Origin of the sequence: Actinospica robiniae DSM 44927 (assembly GCF_000504285.1) — a bacterium.
Classification (GTDB): domain Bacteria; phylum Actinomycetota; class Actinomycetes; order Streptomycetales; family Catenulisporaceae; genus Actinospica; species Actinospica robiniae.
In genome coordinates, this window is the sequence record NZ_KI632511.1 from 3,843,706 (window position 1) to 3,868,082 (window position 24,377).

Consider the following 24,377-nt stretch of genomic DNA (forward strand, 5'->3'; position numbering starts at 1 on the left):
CTACCTGCCGTGGAATCGGACTGGGAACTGAACGCCGATGTCGTGGTGGTCGGCTCGGGGGCAGCCGGCATCAGTGCCGCGCTTGCCGCCGCAACGCACGGCCGGCACGTGGTGCTGTTGTCCAAAGGTGAGGTGGGAGGCGGCGCCACCGCATTGGCCCAGGGCGGCATGGCCGCCGCGATAGGGCCGGACGACGATGGGTCCTTACACTGCAGCGACACGATGCAGGCGGGCGCCGGCCTTTGCGAACCATCGGCGGTTGCGGCCCTGGTGGCCGCGGCTCCGAATACGATCGAGCAACTGAACCGGCGCGGCGCCCGGCTGGAGTGCACCGCCTTGGGTCTGGAAGCCGGACACAGTCGCCGCCGAATCGTGCACGCGGGTGGCGATGCGACCGGGGCCGAGGTCCATCGGATACTCGCCGCCGCCCTGGCCGCCAGCCCGGTGGAGGTGCACTGCGGGACGATCGCGCTCGATCTCCTGACCGATGCGGACGGGCGGGCCGGCGGGCTGGTCGCGGGCGTGATCGGCTCGAGTGGCCAACCGTTGCGCACCGGGGTCGTCAAGGCTCGGGCCGTCGTCCTCGCCACCGGCGGATTCGGCCAGGCGTTCGTGACCACGACCAGCCCCGCCGGTATCACCGGGGATGGCCTTGCGATAGCCGCCCGGGCCGGGGCCGACCTGCGCGACCTCGAGTTCGTCCAATTCCATCCGACCATACTGTGGCAGCAGGGGGCCCGGGGCCGGCAACCACTGATCACCGAGGCGTTGCGCGGTGCCGGCGCGGTACTGGTGGACGCCGCGGGGCTGCCGGTGATGGCCGGGCGGCACCCGCTCGGCGACTTGGCCCCGCGGGACGTCGTCGCGGCGGCCATGCAGGAACAGATCACTCGAAGTGGCACCGACCACCTGTGGTTGGACGCCACCGCGCTCGGCCGCGCAGCGCTGGAAAAAGACTTTCCGACAGTGACCGCGGCCTGCCGGGCCCGCGGCATCGATCCCGTCACCGAACCCATCCCGGTCGCTCCCGGCGCCCACTACGCGTGCGGCGGAATCCGGGCCGGGCTCGACGGACAGACCTCGATGCCCGGACTCTTCTCGGTCGGTGAGGCCGCCGCGACCGGGGTGCACGGCGCCAACCGGCTGGCGTCCAACTCGCTCACCGAGTCGTTGATCACCGGGCATCGTGCCGGCGACCTGCTCGGACGGCACCTCCCAGAACAAAGGCGCAACCTGCGGCCGCCGGCTCACGGTCCCGGCGTATCCGCCGCCCACCGGCCCGCGCTCGCCGAGGCGATGTCACGGCACGCCGGAATCGCCCGAGACGCCGCCGGACTGAGGCGCCTGCTGGCTGAGCTGAACTCGGTATCGCCCTCGGACGAATCCGGCCTCAGCCTTGCCACCGTCGAGACGGTCAGCCTGCACACAGCCTCGCTCCTCGTCGCCACGGCCGCGCTGGCCAGAGCCGAGAGCCGGGGTTGCCATCGCCGCAGCGACGCCCCGACCACCGGCCCTTCCAGGCACAGTGTGCTGCGCTGGCGCAATGGGCGAATAGACCGCTCGGAACAACCCATCCAGGAAATAGGAGTACCCGCGTGAGCCTGAATTCCGCTGTCACAGATCGACTGCTCGCCGCCGGACTCGACCCCGACGACACGGAACGCCTGGTTCGTGAGGCCCTCGCCGAAGACTTCCGGTATGGCCCCGACGTCACCACCTCGGCGACCACGGCCGCGCTTCGGCCCGATACCACCGTCACCGCCAATGTGGTTGCCCGCCAGCCCGGGGTTCTGGCCGGCCTGCCGGTCGCGCTCGCCGTGCTCGATGTCATGGGCATCTCCTTGGATGCCGCAACGCCGCTGGCCACCGACGGCGACCGGATCAACGCCGGCCAGGCCGTGATCCGCGTGAGCGCCCCGCCGGCCAGTCTGTTATCCGCCGAGCCGTCCCTGCTCAATTTCCTCACCCACCTGTCCGGGATCGCCACCGCCACGCGCGCTTGGGCTGACGCAGTGACCGGAACCGGCGCCGTCGTCCGCGACACCCGCAAGACCATGCCTGGACTGCGGCTCCTGCAGAAGTACGCGGTGCGCTGCGGCGGCGGGGCCAACCACCGGTTCGGCCTCGGCGACGCGGCCCTGATCAAGGACAACCACGTCGTGGCCGCCGGCGGGATCACGGCCGCGATCCGGGCGGTCCGGGAAGCCGCCCCTGACCTCCCGATGGAAGTCGAGTGCGACACCCTGGCACAGGTCAGCGAGGCATTGGCCGAGGGCGTCGGCCTTATCCTGTTGGACAACATGGACCTCGCGGACATGCGCACGGCAGTCACCCTGGCCCGCCGATACCCGGGAGCCGGCCTGGAAGCCAGTGGCGGCCTCCAGTTGGCGAATGCCCGCGCGGTCGCGGAGACAGGCGTGGACTTCTTGTCCGTCGGCTCGCTGACACACTCCAGCCCAGCTCTCGACCTGGGCATCGACTTGCTGGATCGATGAACCGCCGACCTGCGCGGGGACACACTGACAGCGTTCAAGCGAGGTCCGAACACTGCGATGGCAGCGGGTGCTGAAGGTCCTCCCGCGGGGTGACTCCGTCGATTCGCCTTTTCGACGGCGGCGCAGAGCAGGACCGGGAAGAACGATCCGACCCGCACCTTCGGCATCGCCAAGCCGACGTAGCCGGCCCGCGTAGTCACCGGCTTCCCCCGGTGGCCGTCGCGCCAGGTGGTGCGGGTCTCGGTGTGCTCGCCCGGTTCCGTACCGATGTGCACGGTGGCCGCCACCTCGATCAGATCCTGGAGTACCCGCTACATCAGTGCCCTGATCATCTCGAGGCCATCGGCCGAGCGTAGTGCCTCCGAGAGCCGAAGCGAAGTAGGCCAGATTGGGACAGGGCCATCGCGCGCCCTTCACAGAATCGAGTCTTCATCTACTTGGAGAGTCGCGCGATGGCCGCCCCCTGATCAGGGCCCATACGAAGATCCCTGCTACACCACGCCGCAGGACGTCATCCGCTCCCCCGGCGTACGGCAGTGCACCGGCCGGCTCGCACCGTGCCCATACTGGCCACGCGGCGGCCGCCTCCACGCACCGTGCATGGATCACTCACCTGCGTGCACGACGGTCGCCGCGCTGCGCGCAGGTCGAAGGCTCGACGATGTAGTTGATTTCCCGTGAGTCCCTGTGATTCACCAGCGATTCATCATTCGGCGTGAGCGCGGCGAAGGTCGAGGGACAGGCGCGCTGAGCCGGTCCGATCTGGCCTCGCCTCGGCCACCTTCCGCAGTGCGCGAGGCAGGGCCCTGAAATCTCCCATTGAATCGCTGCGAAGGGAGACGCGCACGGGTGAGCAGGGCTTTCTTCAACGAAGCCCGTCCCGTCGGCGGTAACTCGGGTTCTCCCCCACTCCGCGCCTTCAATGGCTGACTGGGAGGTCTCTTGCACGCTGGCGCGCCTGGGCGCGAAGTTCTTTCAGCTGTGGGTGGAAGCCGTTGTGGCTGTTCTGGTCCAGGTTGAGCGGCAAGTCGAGCTGGGCGATCAGCTCACTTTCCGCCGTCCACGGCTCCGGGTCTTCGAACCAGCAGACCTGGGCATTCTCTGCCATCCACTGGCTCAGACGGGCCTCCCCGGCCGCACAGAAAGTCATACGTCCGCCGCTGCCCACGCGCCGCAACTCGAGTCCGAGCAAGCATCCCAGCGTGAGTCGCAGTGTGGAGCCGGCCGCGTTGCCGCGGAAGTGGTAGCGGACCCGCTTCCGGAGGTTCTGGGTACTCGTACGCGTCTTCATGTGACGCGGCGCGATGCCCACGTAGAGCAGCTGACCGCGCGGGAGCTCTGCGCATGGGGACTGCCGGAAGTGCCAGCCATACACCCCTGACGTCGCAGGTATGGGGCTTGGCCTAACGAGCACATCCTTCGCAGACCACAAGCGCTCGGGTGCAACAAGCGCAGCAGCGTCCACGGATGCCTCCTCCACGAGGTCGGCGCCAGCAAGCACCCGCATGCCACAGGCGATGCTGCCGACCTGCCAGCCCTCTAAGTCACTGCACCGAAGGTACAGGCTCGAAAGCACGCCAGGCCGCGTCACAAGCTCCCGCGATCCGCGATGCATGTACGGACTACTACTGCGGTGACAGGCCGACCAGGCGCGGGCGGACGGCGTCCCGGTCCCGCTCGACTTCGACCACGAGTTCAAAGGCAACAACTGGCACCCGTGGGGCGCGGGCGGCGCCCAGTACGCCACCGCCGGCCAATTCGCTGCGGCGTGGCGCCACCTCCATAGCGTGTCTACCGCCCAGGGCGCCGATAACGTGGCGTGGGTGTGGTCCCCGAACGTGATCAATCCTCTGCCGAACATCTCCCTCGCCCCCTACCGGCCGGGCGCCCGCTGCGTGGACCGGGCCGGGATAATCGGCTACTGGACCGGATACCAGGGCCAGGGGGCGTACACGACGCTCCACGGCCCGACCGAGCGGGAGATCGAGGGCGTGGCCGGTGACCCGCGCCTGAGCGCGTTCGCCTACTTCGACTACGGCACGGCTCACGGCAAGCAGGTGGACTGGACGCTCGAGAGCGACCCGGCCGCTTTCGCCGCGTGGCACACCGCGATCAGGGCGCAGCCGATCGCCACAGCCGGATCGGCGGGCTGAGATGGTCACCGAGAACGACCCCGGCCGCGAGGAGCTTGAGAAGACCGGGGAGATGGAGTCGCCCACGGCCACCGATCTGGCCGCGCGGTGGCGCGACGAGGCCACGCTGCGGGACCGCCTTCAGCTCTCGAGGACGACCATCGTCGGGGGCACCGCAGCCGCCATCGTCGTCACGATCACCGCGGCCGCCCTCACCGTCTCCCTGCACTCCGGCCCCGGCACCGTCTTCCCGGTCGCGCCAAGCGTGGTGAGCGACCCGAGCAGCGCCGCCGCCGCCGTCCAGTCTGTGCAGCCCGCCTCGCACACCTGGACGAACGGCCGACTGACCATGCCGCAGACCAGCCGGGCCACCTGGCACACCGCGCCCGTCCACCTGCCCGCCGGGGCCGCCTCGGCCACCGTGGCCGCGCCGCGCACCACCAACAGCTCGACGCCGCCCGCCACGGTCCGGCAATCCGCCCCGGCCTCGGCCTCCGCTCCCGCCTCTGCTCCGGCTTCCCCCTCGGCGAGCCCGACGCCGCCAGCCAGCCCGCCCGCCACGGTCGCCTCCTCCTCCCCTGCGAGCGTGCCTGAAGAAAGCTCGTCCTAACGCTTGGAAGCCCACTCCGCGTCGGAACTGATGGACCAGCCGCCGCGCTGAGAGCGGTCGCCGCATGAGCAGCGCCAGTGACAGCGCGTCCGAATACGGGAACGCTCGGTGCGGTGGCCTGCTGTGAGACAGCGGCGTTGGGCGCACGCAGAATCCTCTTGAGCGTGCCTGGTCTGGGGAACCTGATCGGAGTCGTCCTCCACGGCCCGCCCCAGGCGCCCTCTGCTTCTGCCACCGACGGTTTGCGCTGCGCGCCGGTGGGCTGTTCGAGTAGGGCACACTCAATGTGCTGATCCCCGAGGTGACCGACCATCAGGTATCCGATGCTTATCGAGTCAGCCGCGTGGTGGAAGACTCTTGGGCGGCGAGGATGGACGGGCGAATCAAAACCCGCACATCGCCTTAGTACGCGTGCTACGTTAGAGGACTCGCCTGCCATCGGCGTCTACCGCCAGCCACCCTTCGGCGGTCTTCTTCCTGCTCGTGAACGGATTCCGCCCTGCGGGTGCGGCGCATCCGGTCTCACGTTGCGTGTTCTGTGGAGGAGCAGTGCCGTACTCAAGGGAGCCGTGCGGGCCCGTCCTCAGCGGCGACATCCTGGCCGAAGGCGAAGTCGCGGGATTCGCCTTCCACCCCTCACCTTTTCCGGATGCGTCCAACGATCTCCTGCTGCTGCGCAAGGACCAGGACTGTGCGGCGCCGCCGAACCGCCCGGTGCCGCGGAGCGCCGCAGACGCCCTCGAACTCGCGTCGGCGCCGGTGCTGCGGTTGGCGCAAAAGCACGTGCGGAAGGCGGCCGCGATCGACGAGGCCCTGCCGAGGAGGATGACGGCGCTGCTGCGGTCGCCGGGGCGACCGTGGACTGCCGTCCTCGACGAGCTCGTCAACGCGATCGACGGCGCTCAGCACGAGGTCTGGCTTGTCGGTGGCGCGACACGCGACACGATCTCCGGCGACGGCGAGGTCGGCGACATGGATCTCGCCGGAACGGCGCCGGCCGGCCACTTCTCGCAGATCGCCCGGTGCGCGCGCACGCGGCTGGGTATGGAGTCCCGGGAAAAGGTGAGCCCTGACTCGCTGGTGTGCTCGGCCGAGGTACGGGCCGGCGGCGACCGTTTGTACGAGTACCGTGCGCTGAACATGAACGGCTGGCCGTTCCCGGTCAGCTGCAGTGACATAGCGCAGGACGCCGAATGCCGAGATCTCACGATCAACAGCATCTACTACGATCCACGGCGCGCTGATGTGCTCGACCCGGTCGGCGGCCTCGCCGATCTGACCGACGTCCCGCGCAGGCTCCTGAGCCGGCGTCGGCCTGCTGAGGCTGAGCAGCAGGCGGTGGTCATTCTGCGCGCGATCAAGTTCCTGTTGCGCTGGGAAGGGTCACATGACCTCGACCTGACGTCGATGTCGGCGTGGGTGTCCACGGTGCCCGGCAATTGGGCGGAGCGACTGACCGCTGCCGCCTGGCGCGAGCTCTGCGAACTCCGCGCGGAGTACGTCGTCGACGCTTCGCCCGAACTGCAGTTGCGACTCGCCGGTCGTCTCGGCCCGGCCGCGGTCGATCTGGTGCGCGCGCTGCTGGGAGATGCCTCATGAAGGCCGCACACCGTCCGCTGAGTGACTGGATCGCGCGTACTCTTCCCACGGACCCGCCGACGCCCGGGCCCGTGAACGACGGAGCGGAACGTGCGGACGCGCGCTGGCTTCCTCGTTTCGGCCAGGGCTGGGAAAGGCGCAGCTGCCTGGTGGCCGATCGGGACGGCCGTGCCTACCAGGCGCTGGGCCTGTACGCGCCCGAGTCAGGGGAAACTGTCGTCGAGCTCGACAATTACGGGGCGCCACTTCCGGCCGATGAGCAGGCGGTGGCCCTGATCGCCGACATCGAGCGGCAATGGCCGCAGCCGAACCTCAGCGAGTCCGAGCTCGCGGAGCTCGCGGATCAGGCATCTGAGATCCGCTATCTGCTCTTGTCCCGGCTCGCGCACGAGGGAGATCCACCGCCGGAGCTCTTTCACATCCTGCCCTGGCACGATGTCGAGTCGGTCTGCCGGTCGGTCGTCGGGCTGCTCCGAGGCGATCCGCCGGCACCGGTGCGCGCGCTCGGCCACCTGTTCACTCCCGCCATCACCCAGGTTACGGGTCCGCTCGAGCAGCTTCACCTCGGCCTCGCCGAAGCGGACCAGGGGCTGATCCGCGTCGGCGCCACCGCCCTCTGCCAGGGCCTTTACCTCTGTGACGTCCGGAGGCTGCCGCCGAGCACCGCGCGGGCGTTCGTGCGAGCCCTGGCGCTGATCGGCGAGGCCAACCCGTTCCTGACCCACATCGCCACAGTGACCTCGGCGCGGCTGACGGACACCGCCGCGGTCTTCTTCTCCGCGAGGCTCACCCGCGAGATGACGAAGTTCGCGGCTAGCAGCGGCGTCCGGTTCGAGAGCCGGCAGTTCGCGGACGACAGCCGGCTGCGGGTGACCGCTCAGGTGAACCAAGCCGGGACGCTCAGCGTCGCCATCGACTACGCCGTTCCCGCTGACGATCTGCGTGCGCAACTGCTCGCGTCCTACGAGGCGGCGGTCTTCCAGCCGGTGCGGATCATCACAGACGAGGGCGCCGCCTGGTACTGGGTGGCCTTGGAAGTCAGAGCGCGCCGGCTCTCCGGAGTGATGAGCCTGTCCGCGCCGGAGCGGTTCACGGTCCAGGCCGACCTCGGGCCGGTCGGGGCCCGCGAGCTCGCCGAGCATACGCCCGAGGTACTGCGTCCGTCGCTATGGGCCGCGGACAACGCCGGCAAATCCGTTTGGCGGACCGCGGCCGCGGCGCTTGTCGACCACCACCCGGTCAGCATGGCCGTGGCCGCAGCGGAAAGCGAAGGCTGGCGATGACCGCGACCCACGAGTCCACCGGTTCGGGCTACACGGTGGAGGACGTGCGAAGCCTGCTCACCGAGGAGATGGAGTTCCTTGAGAGCGAACTGGTGATGTATCAGGCGCTCACCGGCGCCGAGCAACTCCTCCTCACGTTCATCGTCGCCTGCGTCGTCGAACGCGATATCACGGCGCTCAAGGCGATGTGCCACGCCACGACGCCGCTGCACGAGTTGTTCAAAGGGCGATCCGGCGCCATGGGTGAGAGCATTGCCATAGGACCGTACAACGGCACTGCGGAATGTCAGCTCAACGCGATGCGCGCGCTGGCCTCCCTCGGCCTGGCGCTCATCGACGACGAGTCGGAAGTACTCGGGCACGCCGCCACCGCCTTGGTCTGGTTCGACCACGCGCACATATTCTTGCCGGTCGGGACGGATCTGCGGCGCGTGGAATGGGGCTCTGTGCACTCCCGCAGACTCAGCCTGCTGGCCGAACTGCTCGCGGACGAACCGCTCGGCTTCGCGGCCGTCCTCTGGGCGGCCGAGCTGGGCGATCCGGCCCGGAACGAAGGCAGATCGCCCGCACGTCGAAGCAGGAGCCGTGGATCGGCCGCGATCGAGACGCTCCTCGACAAGGGGGAAGACGGCCAGTGCGCCACCCTCCAGATCCGCATGCGGCGGGAGTTGCCCCCCGCGCTCGTGCCCGATCTGTGGTCCATGGCTCTGTTCAGCGGCGACGCCGGTTTCCTCTCGGGCCTGCGCACCGCGTGGAGCCAGGGCGGCCGGCTGGCCCGGGGCACAGTGCTGTGGCGCCTCACCGATCCGGCCGGGCCCATCGACCGGGTCTATGACATCTCTCTGACCGGCGCCTTCACAGTCGCGGTCAACGAGGCCTGCCGTACCAGCGCGCCGTTCGTCAACGCCTTTGTGATCCGCCGGATCAGAGCCAGGACGGCCATCGTGGGCGGAGTCGACGACGGCGGTCGGATGATCCCGGTGGGCGGCTACCGCCAGAAGATCGAAGCCGCCGGGAAGATGACCCGCGTGGTGGTGCCGCGTGCGAACACCGCGGAGGCTCAGCGGGCCCGGCGCACCGAAGGCCCGGAGATCATCGGAGCCGACACTTGGCAGGAGGCTGCGAAAAAGAGCCGCGTGATCAGCCGAGCCGCCCTGCGGAACAGGATCACGGCCGCTTTGGTGGCCGGCGTCTCGATCAGCGCCGGCATCCTCGTGCCACACGTTCTTCACACGGTAGGGGCCGCGCAGCGCACGAGGGATTCGCAGATCATCGCCACCTACGTGGAGGACCACCCGTCGCTATCCAGTGATACGGCCGCCCTGCTGTCGGTGGCTGCGTACCGTGACTCCGCCACACCGGAATCGATCCAAGCGCTGTTCGACGCATACGCAGGGATCTCGCCCTACTCCGAAATCTTGGACAGCTACGCTGACGGAGCGCTGGAGACGTTCTCGGCGGACTCGGACGCCCGCTGGGTATCGGTCACCGGCGAGAACCAGGCCGCGATGTATGACACGGGACCGAATTCGGCTTCGCCCGTCTCCGCGTGGACGCTGCCGGACGTCGCACGTGCGCAGATCTCACCCGACGGCAGATGGCTCGCCACCATCATGACGAACGGAGCGATGAAGATCTGGAGCACGGCCACCCGCCGAGCGACATTCACCCTCCCCTACCCGGCGGTGGGCCCTTTCCAGAACGCGGGTGTACTGGCGTGGAATCCGTCCAGCACCCTGCTGGCTTACTCAGACGGCTCGGAGACCCTGCGCACCCTTGCCCTTCCCGCCGGAACCGAGCGCGTCATGCCAACCCCGGAAGATGCGATCGGCGGCTACGCGCAGATCGGATTCGGCGCGCTGAGCGGTGACCTGTACGCGGTAGAGGGTACGGGCGGGGGCGGATCACTCTATTCGTGGGATCCGCGCACGGGCGCAACGATCGAGTCGGCGCTGAACTCCCTCACAGGCTCCATCGTGTCCGGACACGGTGATGCGATCGCGGCCTGCAGCGCCGGCCACTGGAGGTTCACCGACCCCAGCACCGGCGCACCGATACCGCACGTGGCATCCACGCTGCCTTGTACGGATACGAGCGAAGCACGCTGGCTGACGGACTCCACGCTCGTCCAGACCGAATCTCCCGAGAACGCCGGTGGCGTGAGCAACTACAACGTCCCGGGAGTCGGCAAAGTCGTGGACCTGCGCGACGGCGCGGTCAAGTCGACGTTCTCGACGGGCTCATGGTCTTCCGGTGCCGATGTCGTCGCCGCATCGAGCGACGGCACGCGGATTGTGGCGGCCACGGACAAGTTCGCCGGTTACCTTCAGACACACGACCCCGCCTCGCAGATTCCGAGTCCGGAGACTTCCACAGTCCGACCCCTCTTAAGCCCGAACGGGCATATCGAGGTGGGCTTCGATCCACAGGCTCCGGGTCCGGCCTCACTCTGGCCGCAACTGGAGGTGACCGAGCAACAAACCGGAGCGGCCGTCACCTACCTTCCGGTGGGCTCCTCTGCCGGCACACCTGCGCCGAACACGACCGTCGACGGCTTCGAATTCGCACCCGATGGAACCCTGATCACAGAGACGGGTGGGGTGTTCGAGCGGTGGAACCTCCTCGATCACACCAGGATCGGGCCCGGCGTCAGAGACCCGTACGCCTCCTCGCTTCCCCTCGGCAGCGCCTTCTCGACGACATCGACCGGCGGCGCAAGCTCGGTCGCGCTCATGAACCCGGCAACAGACGACATCGAGCTGTGGAGTTTGTCGCCGGTAAAAGAAGTAGCGACGATCGGACCCGTCCCGGGTGGAATCGACCATTGGCGACTCAGCCCGGACGGCCGATACATATCCGTCTCCACCATCGATGGGAACGTACTGTCGGGGCTCGTTTCCAAGGGAAGCCTGAGCCCGGCGCTTTCGGACCTGGCTGCCGATGATCAATTTCTCGCAGTACTCGATGATGGGGCCGTAGCCGGCGGGGCGGAAACGGCTCTCTATCTGGAGACGACGCCCGGAAACGAGAACACGCTGAGGGTGCCGCCGCAGCTTCAGATCACTCAGCTCGCAGCCGACCCTACCGGGACCAGGTTTCAAATAACGATGGAGTATTCCGCTGATGAGCTCGACTCGCCGATCGGTGCCCCCCTCCAGTTCTCGGCAGACCCCGAACAGTGGGCTCGCGAGATCTGCTCCGTGGTTTCACGTGATCTGCAGGCCGGCGAGACCGTGGGCGTGGGGGCGGAGGTCACCGATCAACCCTGCGGCTGACCGGGACCAGTATCGTTTGCCCAGACGGGCGAGTGGTCGACGTCACATGGCTCTGAGAAGCTTCGGGCTCTGGCTGTTCGTACTCCCCACCACCGTTGCCGCCACAGGGTGCACGTCCACGAGCAGCCAGGCCTCGAAGACTTCTGTGGCCACGCCCAATCTGGGACTCACCCAGCTTCCGCCGACAACCTCATCCGCTGGAGCCGCGGGGGAATTCGACTACTCGGCGGCAGCCGGCGAGCTCGCCGGGCACTATCTGACGGTCGTCGTCGGGCCGCCCGCGAGCCAGCGCACAGGAGCGCTTCACGCCCTGGCCGCAATGTGCACCGGCTCGGCGGACGGCCATTGCGGCGGGATCGCCTTCTTCGAGGGCGCGAAGTACGTCGCATGGATCGATAACGCGGACCCGCAACTTGTCCGGTTCGTGGAGCAGGATGGCACCGACGTCATCGTAGACATCCCGCGTTATCTTCCCAAAGACGGCATCTGCTGCCCATCCGGTGCTTTCACGGCCGACTACCGTTGGAACGGCACGCGCATAGTTGCCGTCGGGCCGAACGCCCGATCCGTGCCCGTTCCAAGCCCGCCTCGCTTGGGCGCGGGACTATAAGCCGTGGCTCTGCTGACCATCTGTTTCACCTGGTGGGAATCCGACGACCTGGCACGGTTGCAAAGCCGGCTGTCGTTGAGCAGCGCCAACCTTTCGGTCCTGCTCGGCGCAGGCGCCCTCGTGCAGACGCTCGGTCTGGTCGCGCTCGCCCTCGAGCTCGCCTGGGCCAACGCGGCGGTGCGGTGCCCATCCTCGCGATCGTGAACGTGCTGATCGTGTTCGACGGCTCTGACTGGCTGACTATCGCCGTCGGGAGCCCGGCCCGGAATTACCCTAGCCAGGAGGGTCGGGCCAGGCGGCGACGAGGTCGTGAAAGCCCACGAAGCGGGGCCCGGGAACCGTCTCACGCATCGGCTCACCGTTGAGCCAGCAGATGTCGTGGACCTCGGTCTGCGTATCGAGCAGGCAGCACACACCGCCACTGGCCACGGTGAGGTCGGTGAACGTCTTCCGGACGCTCTCGGACTGCTGGAACATCAGGCTCATCGACGTGGCGGCCGCCGTGAAGTCCAACGAGGCGAAACGGGCGTGCCTTGCGCGCGCGAACGTGACGGTGAGGTAGATGTAGCCAACCTCCACCCGGCCCAGTTCGTCGATCTCGGCCGCGGGATTGCGGTGCTCGCGGACCGCGTCGTCGGCACCGAACATGATCCACGTCTCGAGGTCGAGCACGTCGGCCGAGGACGCGTCGATCGGACGATGCTCGAACCCGGAGGTGAACGGAAGGGAAAGCCGCTCACCGCCCGGAAGGTCAACCCGCAACGGCAGCCGGTCGCGGTCGCACTGCGGTGCGAGCTCGGCGAGCAGGGTCAGCGCCCGCGCGACGTTACCGGCGGGCACGAAGATCTCGAAGCTGTAGTCGATTCCCATGACGCTCGCCTCCCCTCCGGATCGGCATCCTTTCACAGCGCGACCCGGACACGGGACGTGACGAAGGTCGACGATGGGCCGCGGGACGTACACAGGCTCGACCGGTGAACGTGGTCTGGATCGGACACACCGCCCATCCGATCTGTCCACTGCGTCATGACATGACATGCTCAAACGCCCAGCGAGAGGGCGTGATGCGAGTTTCCTTTGGGCGGCCGGAATGGTCGGTGGTTGGGCGTACCGTTGCGGCCGTGTCGTTGCGGGTTGGAGGAGTGGGTGGGTGACGTAGTTGCACGGATCACGGAGCTGATGGAGCCGCCTCGCATCAGCGGGGCAGCAGTTCCGTGGGACGAGGCCGCCGGCGAGGTGGGGCTCGGATTCCCGGCTGACTATTGACCGTTCGTGGATGCCTACGGCACCGGGACCGTCAGCGATGAACTGTACATCGCCGCCCCGACTCTCCGGGCCCGGCGCGGGTATCGTCCGGGCTTTCGCGGGCTCGTGGACGTGACCACGGCAGGGATCGGCCGATCCATTGCCGAGATGAGGGAGGACGCGGTCGCGCTCGACGACGAGGAGACTACGGCGAGCACCAGTTCGCCGAGGCCGTCGCCGCCGGCCAGCCCGAGGCGTCTGGCCGCTGCTATCTCCCCTACGCCGCGGACAGCGACCGGCGATCTGAGACGATCAGCTTGCACCGGAGAGACCGGACGGTAGCCGCCCAGGTGACCGCGGTCGCCGTCAACGTCCCGAACATCGTGACCGCACTCGAAAGCGGCACCGTCACGGCCGTCCTCGCCGCACTCCGCCCGCAGTTGAAGTGAGTGGAACATCCCTCGCGCGGAAGACCCCTCAGACAGAGCCGTTCGGCAGTCGGAAGGCGGCGAATCCGGCCGGTCCGCCGTAGGCGATCTGCGCGCTGAAATCGACGGTCTCCGTGCACGCCGTGACGGCGTGCACCGGAGCCCCCGTCGTGACGGTGAGCAGATTGATCTCCGCCACGGGGTCCCAGACGCGCACCGTGCGGTCGCCGCCGCCCGTCGCCAGCAGCCATCGTCCGTCCGGGCCGGGGAAGGCCGCGAGCGCGCTGACAGGGCCCGAATGGCCGCACAACTCGCGTGGCGGCGTGCCGCCGATCAGGTCCAGGATGCGGACAGCGCCGTCATTGCAGCCGATCGCCACGAGCCAGCGGTGGTCCGGTCCGGGGAAGGCCGCCATCGTCGTGAGCATGCCGGCTTGCGCGGCGGCCGTACCCACACGCTCCACGGTCACGGGATCCCACAGCCGCACGGCTAGTTCCGTGCCGATGGCCAGCAGCCAGCGGCCCTCCGCGTCGGGGAGGGCGGTCATCGATTTGACGAATCCGAGGTCTTCCGGCAGGCGGCTGACCGCGCCGGTGTCCGGATCCCAGATGGCCACCGTGCGGTTGCTGCCGACCGCCGCCAACCAGCGCCCGTCGCGGCCCGGGACCGCAGTCAGGGCACTGATCCAGCCGTCGGCGAAGCCGGCGCGCTCGGCGGTCGCTACGCCGCTGACCGGATCCCAGGCACGCACCGCGCGGTCGTTACTGCCGGTGAGCAGCCACCCGCGACCATCCGGCCGCGGCAGTACAGCCATCGCGTTGACCAGGTCCGCGTGCGGGGCCAGCCAGCGCCGGTGCTCTCCCGTGGCCGGGTCCCAGATGTGTACCTCCTGGCCGGCCCCGCTGCTGGCGAGCAGCCATCGGCCGTCGCCGGTCGGCACCGCGGCCAGCCTCTTGACCGGGCCCACCGTCTCGGCGCCTGCAGGGGACGGGGTCGTGCGCGCGCCGGACCGGACGGCTTGCGGGTCCCAGACGCGTACCGTCCCGTCACCTCCACCGGTGGCGATCAGCCATCTTCCGTCCCTACCGGGGAACGCCGCCATCGCCATGATCTTGCTGGTGTCGCGCTGCCGAGAACGGATCCGGTGCTTCTCGGCGAGCGGGGCCCAAAGCCGGACCATGCCGTCGTTGCTGGTCGCAAGCAGGCTCGTGCCGGCGGGGCCCGGAAAGACGGTCATAGCCCTGATGGGGCCGCCGTTCGTGACGATCGGCGCGCGCAGCGCCCGCGTCCGCGGGTCCGCCACCACCACCTTTCCGTCCTCACCGCCGATCACCAGCAGTTCGCCCTCCGGATCGGGGAGAGCGGCGAGTGCGCGGATCGCGGCCGAGCACGCCGCCACCTGGCAGACGAAGCTCTGGTTCGCGAGATTCCAGATCTTCACCGTGCCCTCGTCGTCGCCGGTGGCCAGATACCGGTCGGGGGAACCGAACGTGGTCATCGCGGTGACCGTGCCCGTGTAGAACCTCGCCAGCCCGATACGCACGGGCACGCCGGTGAAGGGGGCGTGGAACTGCAGCGAGCCTCCGCCGCTCGCCGCGACGACCCAAGCGTTGCCGGGCCCTCGAAACGCCGCCATCGCGGTGACGGCGCCGGGCAGCCGGCCCGGTTCCGGGCCGAGTGGCGTGCTGGTGGCCGGCTCCCAGGCGCACACGGACCCGTCCGCGCCGCCGGTGGCCAGCAGCCACCGGCCGCTCGGTCCCCGGAAGGAGACCACCGCCGTAACCGGTCCGGCGTGCGCGGCTATGGGCTGTCCGGTCAGGGCACCGGTGGCCGGGTCCCACATCTTCACCGTGCCGTCCTCGCCGCAGACCGCGAGCAGAGGCCTGCCGTCCGGGCCCGGGACATCCTCGATCTTCGTGATCGGGCTCGGCTCGTGGGAGAGGATGTCGTGGTTGGCGGGCTTCCAGTGCGTCGCGAGCGGGACGATCGCGGAACCACTGCCGCCGTGGTCGGCTCCGGCCGCCGCGAGGGCCTGATCAAGGCTGCTCGCCCGCGACCGGTGGTCTCCGGTCAGGAAGGGTTCGATCCCGGCCCAGGCGGCCAGTCGGCGGCGGTCCGCACGCTCGCTGACCGGCAGGCCGAGCTGCCCGCGCACGCCGCCTGACTCCTCCCAAGGCAGGAAGTCCGCGGACAGGTGCGTGTCGTCGAGCACGTGCCCGAGCGCCGCGTGCTGGACGAGATGATGCCGGACATACGGATGCGGCGGTGTATCGGTGTTCGCCGTCGCGGCCATCGCGGCGAGCCGGTCGGCGATCCGGTGGTGGACCGCCTCGTCCGAGTCTGCCTTTCCGGCTTCGGCCGGACTGGGAGAGGTCACGCTTGCTCCATCGGGATCCGCAGGAGACCGGGCTGCTCCCGCAGGATGCGGGCCAAGTCCTTGTGAAGCGGGCGGTAGACGACGCGTTCGGCTTCCACGTCGGTGCTCAGGTAGCCGGCCAGCCGCCCGCTGAGCAGCGCTTCGATCGCTGATTCGGCGTCCGGCAGGGGCCGGTCGGCCACGGCCTCGGCGATGGCCGGCCAGAGATCGGCGCGCGGGACACCTGCGCCGAGGGCGAAGGCCGTCGCGCGCAACAGCGCGAGGGCGACGTCCGGCTGCAGTTCGGGGCGGGCTGAATCGATGAGGTCCTGACGCAGCAGGCCGACGGTGCCGGACCCCAGATCCGTCTGCCATCGCGGATCGAGGAAGAGCGCGAGCGCGTCCGGCGCCGCACACAACTGATTCGCGGCGATGCCCGCCTCAAGGAACGAGGCCTTGTCGGTGATCGCACCCAGCAGGGCTCGTGCCGTCTCGGGACCCGCGGCCGTGGTGCCTTCGAGCATCGCTTGCACGTATTCGACGATGTCGTCTTCTGTGTGCGCGCCGTCCGTCCGCAGAACGAGAGGCGTCCGGCCGTCGACGGTCGTGACGCGGCGGAGCAACGCAAGCAGCTGATTCTCATCGCCGATGCCGCCACGCGTCGTCGCGGACGGATCGGTCCCGAGCGGAAGCGTCGGCCGCGGGCTGCGCACACCGAGAACCAGTCGGGGCGGATGACTCAGCCGGGCGAGTCGGTTGATCACCTGTGTGGCGAGCAGATAAGGACTGTCGGCTTCGTCCACTGCGTCTATCACGATCGTCGTCACGGTCGGCCGAGCGGCGAGAGTCCGCTCGACGGAGTCGAGCAGGTCCTGGACCGAGTCGGCCCCGGCCGCCGGATCGGCCACGAATCCGCCGAGAGCCTCCAGAAGCAGGGTGAGGACCTGTCGCGAGGTGCGGTTGGTGGCCCGGATCGCGGCCTGCACGCTCTCGCTGGGCGCAACCGTATCCGGCGGGGAGAGCTCGACAGCGGCCCGGTACCGCTCGTCGGCGAGGAACGAGGGATCCGCGAAGGTGACCGCACGCGCGAGTACCGCTGACTTTCCGCTGCCGGCGGTTCCGGTGACGATCAGCGCCCCGGCGACGGCGGTCTCGGGATCCTCCGAGAGGAACTGCGCCACCTGACGGTTCAGCTCCCGGCGCCCGGAGAAGTACCAGTGCCCGTCGGCGCTCGGCGCTCCCGAAGCGCGTTCGATCCAGAAGCTCATCTCCCGCTGCGGCACCGCCACCTGGCGGCGCGGCGGCTGGACCAGTTCCTCAGCGGCCCTGTACCGCGGGTTGGGCAGCGCGAAGTGCGGTTTGTGGGCATTCGCCTCGCGCACCCTGCGCAGCCGGCGCAGCCCGCCGGCGGGCTCGGCGTCGACGACGGAGTTCATCTCGTTCATGAAGGTGTCGAGGCTGAGGTACTCGCTGGTGATCTCCGAGACGCTGGTCAGCCTCTGGTGCAGGCGTTCCAGCATCGCGCCGAAGGCCCCGATGGGTATTTCCTCGTCGAAGTCGGCCGTGGACAGCACCGCGAGTACCGTATCGCGGCGGCGCCCGGGCCCGAGCTCGGACCACACATCGTCCAGCGCCTCCACGATGCCACCGGACTCGCAAGTGTTGACGATGATCAGAATGTGCTCGGCGTGCGAGCCCAGAGCCGCGCGGGCCACCTCCGCGGTCGGAAAACCGGTCGCCAGCAAGCGCCGGCGCTCGCTTCGCGGCAGGACGAGGTAGTGCCGGCGGGATTCCGTCGTCATCCCGTGGCCGGCTACGAAGACGAACAGCACATCCTGCGGCTGTGATTCGCGCAGATCGCTGAAGTGCAGGAAGTCCTCGACGTCGCGACGCGAGAGCACGGGCGAGGCATGCTCGACCTCGAATTCACCGCCCGGCACCGCCGGACCGCCCCACCAGGTCTCGAGCATGTCGATCTGGCGTCGAACGGCCTTGCCGAACTCCTCGTCCTCCTCCGGGTAGTCGGCCGCCGCAATGGTCAGAACCCTGCGTCGCCCGGCCGCGGTCCCGACCGTGTCGGCGCCCGCGCCGTTTCCCGTACCTGCTGTCAGCACAATCGGTATTCTTACTCGCCATGACCGGTGCGGGGAGCCAGTACTCTCAAATCGATACCGTGCGGGCATCCCAGCCGTGGACTGCGAACCCGCCGATCCAACCCGTCTTCACGCACGACGCGGTCGTGCTGCTGCCCGGGATCATGGGCAGCGTGCTGCGCGACGCGTACACCGACGAGAAACTCTGGGGCCTGAGCGGCCGGGCGCTCGCGGACGCCTGGACCACCGGACGCGTGTTCGAGCGGCTGAAAGTCACCGATGACGAACGCAAAGGGCTGGCCGGGCGCGTCGCCGCCACCGAACCGCTGACCCTGCCGGTCGGCGGACCGCTGTTCAACGGCATCGAACCCTACGACCTCTTACGCAAGGCCGCCGTCGAAGTGACACTGCCCGGCGCGGTCCTGGACTTCCCTTACGACTGGCGGCTGTCGGTCGCCCACAACGCGGACCTGCTGGTCGAGGCGGCTCACACGCACCTGCGGGACTGGCGGCGCTCGTGCGCGGACCGCCCCGAACTCGTCGGCCTCGACCCCCCGCGGCTCGTGTTCGTCGCCCACTCCATGGGCGGGTTGATCGTCTCCGACGCTCTGCACACCGACACGCGCCTGGCCGCGGACACCCGCAGCGTGATCACTCTGGGCACGCCCTTCGCGGGCTCGGTACTGGCAGCCGCGATGCTCGCCGGCGAGCACAAGGTGGCGGCGCTGCCCACGCAAAGGCTGCGGACGCTGGCGGTGTCGGCGCCAGGCGTCTACGACCTGCTGCCGATCTACCCGTGCCTTGATACCGGGACCGACGTGCTGCGGCTGACCCCTGAGCACGTAGCGGCGCTGGGCGGCGACCTCGAGCAGGCCCGCCTGGCCTTGGCACGGCGCAGCAACGCGCACGACACCGCGCGGGCGCTGCCCGGGCACAGCCCGGCCATCGGAATCGCCCATCCGACGCCGACCAGCATCGCACTCGAGGGCGGCAGGCTGACGCTTCACCTACACGGGCACCGGCACGGATCGGACGGCCTGCTGCGGCGCGACCTCGGCACGGGCATCCCGCTCCGGTTCGACCGGCGTGGCGACGGCACGGTCCCGCGGGACGCCGCGCATCCCGGTCCGACCCGTCCCTCGGCCTATATTCCTGCCCGGCACAGCGCGCTGACCCGGCATGAAATGGCTTTGGATCACGTCAAGTCGGTGCTCACGGACCAAGAGCCGTTGGGCCCGATGGCGAGCGGGCGTGACGGGATCGGTATCGTGCTGCCCGACCAGGCGCAGGTCGGGCAGCCCTGGACGCTCGAAATCCACACGGACCGCTCACCTTCGGCGGTGCAGGCGACGATCGGCTCCGTCGAGGAGGATCGACCGCGCGAGCTGCCCCTGCGCCGCGGCGAAACGCCCGATGGCGGGAGGCTGCTGTGGGCCCGCCACAGCGTGGGCGAGCCGGGGATCTACCGGGTCACCGTCGACATCGGAGCCGGGCCGAACACCGAACTGACCGAACTGCTGCTGGTGACCGATTCGCGGTGACCCGAGCCCCGCTCCGGCGCGGAACCGGCGCCGGAGCGGACGGTCATCGGTCGGGTTCCGCCGCGCCTGGCGCGCGGGGCGCGGCAAGGGATCGGCAGTCAACGGCGACGGCGCCTGAAGGCAGGTGGACGGTCTCCGAACGCGGAGACGATCCTCGGCGCGTTCGGCGCCGTCAGATCGATGCGTCGGACATCGTCGCCGGCCAGCGGCTGCGCCGGTGGATCCACGCCCTCAGCGGGCGGGGCCAGCCACATCGTGGCCAGTTCCGGAACGTGCGCCTGCGCCGTGCCTTTCCATCCGCCGTCGGCGGACTCTTCGAGCACCCCGTTCACCGGATGCATCGGCCGCGCGGGACGCGCTGGTCGCGGCGCCACGACGCGCCGTGTCCGCGGGACCTGCGACGCGCTCTGCGTGTGCGGGACGACGACCACCCGGGCGAGCTGAAGGGTGTCCGCCAGCGGATCGCGGGGGGCGGCCGCGTAGGGGTCGCGCAGGAGCTCGTCGTGTGCGGCGACGTTGCGCAGTCCCCCGGCGGCGTCGACGGAACCGTCGAGCCTTTCCGCCAGATAGCGCAGATCCTCTTCCATCTCGCCTCGGAAGTCGATCGCGGCGCTCGCGCTCTCGGCGTTCGCGAGCTCGTCCCCGGCCACCCAGTCCGGCACCTCGAGTGCGTGGTTCTTCATCTGCTCGGCGAGGCCCGCCGCGTTGAGCGCCGTCCCCGCCGCCTCGTCGGCGACCGACTCCACCCGCTGCGCTTGCGTGATCAGCACGCGCAGCGCCGAGACGTACATCCGCCCGCTCGGCGAGTTCCATGTCGATTCGGCTTCCTCGGCCACCTGCACATAGGTGTCGATGAGCTCGGACATTCCCGCGGTGATCCGCTTCAGGTGGGCCGCCACGTCCGTCGCCGGGGCGGGGTCGAGCCGCTCGCCGAGGTCCTTCACCTCGTCGATGACCGCCTTGGCCGGGTCGGACGGGTCGACCGGCTCGGCAGCGCTGTAAGCAGGGTTCCACACGACGGCACTCCCCTCTCCGCCGGACCGCGTCCGGCATCGCGCACTGTCCGGGCTGGCGCCGTCAGTGCTCGCCCAACTGCTTGAACATGTCGACCAGGGCCTGCTCGTTCTCCTGGTACCGGCCCACGCAGGCCCCGCCCGTCCGCATGGTGTGGCGCAGCAGCGCCAGATGCTCCTGGACCAGCGCCTCCAGGGTCGCTATCAGCCGCCGCATGCGCTGGTCGAACATGGCGACCGTCTCGTTCTCGTGCACGGCGCCCAGAACCCCGACGTTGTCCAGACCGCGGTATTCGCCCGGCCGGTGCGGTCGGCTGAGCTCGCGCAGCGCCTGCAGGCTGCGCTCCAGCGCCGCCAGACCTCGGCGTAGCTGTTCGACGTCGACTTCGATATCTGCGTTCCCGGCCACGACGGCACCCGCCTCTCTCCACCTCCAAGGCCGCACAGGCTCCCGGCCCGGGGCGTCGAGGATCAACGCACCGAGACCGCGCTCGGCCTCTCACAGGTACACATGGCGCCGGCGGTGGCGCCGAAGGCCGCGAACGCGGCGGACGGCGCCTTCCGTGCGTGGGTGCTGCGCTCTTCCGGTTGCTCCTGTCAGACCTCGTCCACCGTCCAGGCGCTGATGTGCCCGAGGGCGACCCGGACCGGGGCCGGCAGCGGGATCCAATCTCCCGCCGCCAGCACTTTCGCCTCGGCGAGAGTGAGAGCCGGCTGCCCCGAGGCATAGGGGATGACGCTCCGGGCCTTGGATATCGGGCTGGCGACGCTTCCCGGGAAGTCGAGTACGTTGACCTGGCCGGACTCGTGTGAGGCGGTGTGCCACGTCCCGAGGGCCATCAGCGCGTCGGCGTTGCGCCGGCGTAGACGGGCCTGCGCCGCGCTGAACGGCTGCCGGCTCATCCGCTGCTCGAAGCCCCGCACCTGCTGGGCCCGCACATCCGCCGCTTCCTGCGACCCGTCCTCATCATCTCCCGTTGAATCAGTCTGCTGACTCAGCGACTCGGCCGCCGACCGGGCGGCTTTGCTGAGCGCTCCGTCGAGGAACGCTGCGGCCACCTCGCTCGGCACCAATACGCCGCGAAGAATCATTCCGCTCAGGATCAGCGTCATGGGGATGGGCACGGACCAGGTGGCGGAGTCGACCAGCCGCATCAGCTGGGCCAACTGCTCGTCGATGGCGATCGTCGAGCGAAGCGCGACCACCTGCCGCAGCAGCGCTTCCGCCGGGTCGACGCTCGAGACGTCTGCCGACTCCTTCTCCCCCGCCCCATCGCCGTTCTTCGACATCCCTGCACCCGCCCTTCTGGTCGGCACCGCGTTCGGCTCCATCACGGATTCCACAGCTCGTCGTCGGCCGCCAGATAGAGGCTGCCCAGTTCCACGCCGGAATGCTCCCGCGATTGGACCACCGCGACCGTGGACTGCAATGCGCTCAAACCCTGCTGGAGATATCGGTTGGGTGCCGGACGGAACGCACTGCCCGGCATGCTCTCGCCAAACGCCCCCGCGTTAGGCCGTAGTAGATCGGTCTCATGGCCCGGCGGTGTGCCGGGCTGTGCGAAGCCCGAGGCGAGTAAGGCCCTCTGCACCAGCAGGGCATCCGCGTCCTGCCATGGTGCGCGCGCGCCGAAGAGCGAGCCGAGCTGCTGCGGATAACGTCCGGCGATTCTGGAGAGACCGAGCAGCATCTCCTCCAGATCGTTGCGCTCGGCAGCCCGCGCGACCGCGTTCGGCACTCGGCCGGAGCCGGCACTCGGTGCGGGAGCACGTCTGGATTCCACCGGTGCCGGCGAGTTCTCGGCCGCTTCGGGCTCGGCCGAAGCCGCGTCCTGCGAACCCGCCGCGGGTCCGTCCGCCTCGGGCGGCTCCTGTCCGCCGGCCGCGCCGGTTTCGAGGTCTAATCGGTTCAGCACCCACTCGCGCAGCATCACCGTGGGCGCGACGCCGCGCTCCGCGGCGAGCCGTCGCACCTGCTCCAGCCTTTCGACCGGAACACGGATCGAGTACACCTGAGAGCGTGGCCGAAGCGCCGTCGCGGCGCGGCGCCCGGCGTCGGGAGCGGGATCGACCGCCCCGGTGGACGCCTCGTCGTCGAGATCGTCGTCCAGGGCCGCCGCAGCCTCGGCATGCAGCAGCTCCCGTAGACGCTCTTCTTCCCCATTATCATTGTTCCCCGTTAGTGCCTTGTCCGTCATGCTGCGCTCCGAATCTGTGGCAGTGCGCCCGCCTGTATTTGCATTACACAGATACCCTCGTCCTCAGGCCGCACTGAAGCCGCCACGCTGTCTCCAGTACCACGCGGCTGCGTTCTCGCTCGCGGGCATCGCCGTGACCCCACGCCACAGGCCCTCGTCGATGTCCACAGGTTTGATGACGACACGTAACACTCTGCCACTCATGGTGCTCCACGAAGCCGCCGGCGCGTTCCGGCTCCAGCCGATGACGCGCAGGTCCTTCGCGGCGCTGATGCTGAATCGCCGATACTCTTCGAGCGCGGCCTCAGTGGCCCACTCGGGGTAGAGATCCAGTTCGTCCCGGCCCGGGTGGCGGGCGGTACGCGTTTGGATGTGCTCGATCGCCCAGTCCGGCCACAAGATGTCGATCACCTCGAGATCGGCGAGGCGGTGCTCCCGGTAGTGCTGCTCCTCGGACACAGCGGCACCGCTCCTCTCGTGGTCGATCATCCGGCCCCCGATGCCGCTGTATTACACCGCTCCGGGTATGTGTAATACAGTCGCAGACTCGAGGCCGCCAGTCAAGGCCAGCGAGGCGAGCAGTGTCATACGTCCTGCTCATGACTGTAATACACCACCCAGCGGCTTGCGAAGCGATTTTCCCCGCGGCCTCGCCGGCAGAGTCACCCCGGCCGCGCCGCGCCGGACTGGTTCGTGTGCGCGAGCTGGCGCTTTACTTCCAGCTGATCCCCCAGCCGCATCAGTCAGGGTCGCCACTTTAGAAAGTCGCGCACGGCCGCGATGAATTCGACCGGTCGTTCACGATGGACATGGTGGCCGACCGGTATGGTCGCCAGGGCGCAACACGGCAGACGGGCCACGACCTGAGCGACCTGTTCGGGGGAAGTAGGGCTCCGCGGACCACCGGAGAGGACCAACGTCGGGGTCGTCATGCTGCCGGCCTTCTCCCACCAGGCAGGGTCCGGATCGTTGAGTTGACCGACAACGGCCTCGACGGCCGGCCAGTCAAAGGACAAGGGCCCGTCCGGGCGGGGACGGATCGGCACTCGATCACCCACCGCGAACGGAGGCGGGGCGTCTTCGAGGACCAGCCGGGCTATCCGGTCGGGGTACTCCTCGGCGAACACCATCGCCACTGATCCGCCCAGCGAGTGCCCGATCAGCGTGACCGGGCCCAACCCGAGCGCGTCGAGGAACCCCAGCACGTCGTCACGCATGAACTCCACCGAATACGTGCCGGGCCAGTCGCTGGCGCCATGTCCACGCAGGTCGAGCGCGAAGACGCGATGACTGGCGGCGAACCCGGCGGCGACCCTATCCCAGTTCGAGCTGTCCAAGCCCAGCCCATGCAACAACACCATCGGCGCGGCGTCCTGGCGACCACGGGCCCGGTACGCCAGGCGTAGACCCCCGACATCGACCTCACCCAGCTCAAGCACCCTGCGAAACTACCTCAGCCATGCCTCTCAGCCACAGCCGTTCACCTCGAACCATCCACA

19 protein-coding genes and 2 pseudogenes are annotated in these 24,377 nt (G+C 69.1%); 10 read left to right on the forward strand and 11 right to left on the reverse strand.

Going from position 1 to position 24,377, the window contains the following annotated elements; all coding sequences use genetic code 11:
- The first annotated feature begins 9 nt into the window (after positions 1–9).
- Both nadB and nadC read left to right on the forward strand, forming a co-directional pair.
- On the forward strand, positions 10–1,599 hold the full coding sequence (nadB, locus tag ACTRO_RS16275) for an L-aspartate oxidase (RefSeq protein ID WP_157436278.1): 1,590 nt from the start codon (positions 10–12) through the stop codon (positions 1,597–1,599).
- On the forward strand, positions 1,596–2,495 hold the full coding sequence (gene nadC, locus ACTRO_RS16280; RefSeq protein WP_084316305.1) for a carboxylating nicotinate-nucleotide diphosphorylase: 900 nt from the start codon (positions 1,596–1,598) through the stop codon (positions 2,493–2,495). The genes nadB and nadC overlap by 4 nt, the downstream gene beginning before the upstream one ends.
- A gap of 125 nt (positions 2,496–2,620) precedes the next feature.
- On the opposite strand, the pseudogene ACTRO_RS51430 reads toward nadC, so the two are convergent.
- Positions 2,621–2,884, reverse strand: a pseudogene (locus ACTRO_RS51430) (transposase); the annotation flags it as partial.
- Positions 2,885–3,414: 530 nt separating this feature from the next.
- Positions 3,415–4,110, reverse strand: a complete 696-nt coding sequence (locus tag ACTRO_RS51620) for a GIY-YIG nuclease family protein (RefSeq protein ID WP_483758479.1) — start codon at positions 4,108–4,110, stop codon at positions 3,415–3,417.
- Positions 4,111–4,156: 46 nt separating this feature from the next.
- On the opposite strand from ACTRO_RS51620, the pseudogene ACTRO_RS43425 reads away from it, so the two are divergent.
- From ACTRO_RS43425 to ACTRO_RS16320, 7 genes and pseudogenes are all read left to right on the forward strand, one after another.
- Positions 4,157–4,648 (forward strand): annotated as a pseudogene (locus ACTRO_RS43425) (glycosyl hydrolase); the annotation flags it as partial.
- 1 nt (position 4,649) lies between these two features.
- Complete coding sequence (locus tag ACTRO_RS16295; RefSeq protein ID WP_034263949.1) at positions 4,650–5,237, forward strand: hypothetical protein; 588 nt, start codon at positions 4,650–4,652, stop codon at positions 5,235–5,237.
- Positions 5,238–5,996: 759 nt separating this feature from the next.
- On the forward strand, positions 5,997–6,836 hold the full coding sequence (locus tag ACTRO_RS16300) for a tRNA nucleotidyltransferase/poly(A) polymerase family protein (protein WP_157436280.1): 840 nt from the start codon (positions 5,997–5,999) through the stop codon (positions 6,834–6,836).
- A 149-nt stretch (positions 6,837–6,985) separates the two neighbouring features.
- Positions 6,986–8,119 carry a hypothetical protein gene (locus tag ACTRO_RS16305; RefSeq protein WP_034263954.1) on the forward strand — a complete coding sequence of 378 codons (1,134 nt, stop codon included), beginning with the start codon at positions 6,986–6,988 and terminating at the stop codon, positions 8,117–8,119.
- On the forward strand, positions 8,116–11,394 hold the full coding sequence (locus ACTRO_RS48115; RefSeq protein ID WP_034263956.1) for a WD40 repeat domain-containing protein: 3,279 nt from the start codon (positions 8,116–8,118) through the stop codon (positions 11,392–11,394). Before ACTRO_RS16305 ends, ACTRO_RS48115 begins: the two co-directional genes overlap by 4 nt.
- Positions 11,395–11,539: 145 nt before the next feature.
- Positions 11,540–12,004: an LppP/LprE family lipoprotein gene (locus ACTRO_RS48120; protein WP_169739907.1), complete on the forward strand. Its 465-nt coding sequence runs from the start codon at positions 11,540–11,542 to the stop codon at positions 12,002–12,004.
- 3 nt (positions 12,005–12,007) lie between these two features.
- Positions 12,008–12,208 carry a hypothetical protein gene (locus tag ACTRO_RS16320; RefSeq protein WP_034263957.1) on the forward strand — a complete coding sequence of 67 codons (201 nt, stop codon included), beginning with the start codon at positions 12,008–12,010 and terminating at the stop codon, positions 12,206–12,208.
- Positions 12,209–12,277: 69 nt separating this feature from the next.
- Here ACTRO_RS16320 and ACTRO_RS16325 read toward each other — a convergent pair whose 3' ends face one another.
- From ACTRO_RS16325 to ACTRO_RS16335, 3 genes are all read right to left on the reverse strand, one after another.
- Positions 12,278–12,874: a hypothetical protein gene (locus ACTRO_RS16325; protein ID WP_034263958.1), complete on the reverse strand. Its 597-nt coding sequence runs from the start codon at positions 12,872–12,874 to the stop codon at positions 12,278–12,280.
- Positions 12,875–13,726: 852 nt separating this feature from the next.
- Positions 13,727–16,054, reverse strand: coding sequence for a WD40 repeat domain-containing protein (locus tag ACTRO_RS16330; RefSeq protein ID WP_034263959.1), 2,328 nt, complete (start codon positions 16,052–16,054; stop codon positions 13,727–13,729).
- Complete coding sequence (locus ACTRO_RS16335) at positions 16,051–18,216, reverse strand: ATP-binding protein (RefSeq protein WP_084316308.1); 2,166 nt, start codon at positions 18,214–18,216, stop codon at positions 16,051–16,053. The genes ACTRO_RS16330 and ACTRO_RS16335 overlap by 4 nt, the downstream gene beginning before the upstream one ends.
- Here ACTRO_RS16335 and ACTRO_RS16340 point away from each other — a divergent pair.
- The gene (locus ACTRO_RS16340) at positions 18,207–19,667 is read left to right on the forward strand and encodes a lipase/acyltransferase domain-containing protein (RefSeq protein WP_051450935.1); all 1,461 of its coding nucleotides are present in this window, start codon (positions 18,207–18,209) and stop codon (positions 19,665–19,667) included. The two genes, ACTRO_RS16335 and ACTRO_RS16340, sit on opposite strands and share 10 nt — an antisense overlap.
- 98 nt (positions 19,668–19,765) lie before the next feature.
- Here ACTRO_RS16340 and ACTRO_RS16345 read toward each other — a convergent pair whose 3' ends face one another.
- The 6 genes from ACTRO_RS16345 to ACTRO_RS16370 form a co-directional block, all read right to left on the reverse strand.
- Complete coding sequence (locus ACTRO_RS16345) at positions 19,766–20,683, reverse strand: hypothetical protein (protein ID WP_034263961.1); 918 nt, start codon at positions 20,681–20,683, stop codon at positions 19,766–19,768.
- 61 nt (positions 20,684–20,744) lie between these two features.
- Positions 20,745–21,089, reverse strand: a complete 345-nt coding sequence (locus tag ACTRO_RS16350; RefSeq protein WP_034263963.1) for a hypothetical protein — start codon at positions 21,087–21,089, stop codon at positions 20,745–20,747.
- A gap of 188 nt (positions 21,090–21,277) precedes the next feature.
- Positions 21,278–21,970 (reverse strand): hypothetical protein, encoded by a 693-nt coding sequence (locus ACTRO_RS16355; protein ID WP_034263965.1) that lies wholly within the window; start codon positions 21,968–21,970, stop codon positions 21,278–21,280.
- 41 nt (positions 21,971–22,011) lie between these two features.
- Entirely contained in the window at positions 22,012–22,878 is an 867-nt protein-coding gene (locus tag ACTRO_RS16360; protein ID WP_034263967.1) for a hypothetical protein, read from the reverse strand.
- Positions 22,879–22,941: 63 nt separating this feature from the next.
- Complete coding sequence (locus tag ACTRO_RS16365; protein ID WP_157436282.1) at positions 22,942–23,337, reverse strand: hypothetical protein; 396 nt, start codon at positions 23,335–23,337, stop codon at positions 22,942–22,944.
- Between the two features lie 284 nt (positions 23,338–23,621).
- A complete protein-coding gene (locus ACTRO_RS16370; protein WP_034263970.1) occupies positions 23,622–24,317 on the reverse strand; it encodes an alpha/beta fold hydrolase in 696 nt (231 codons plus the stop codon).
- Positions 24,318–24,377 lie beyond the last annotated feature (60 nt).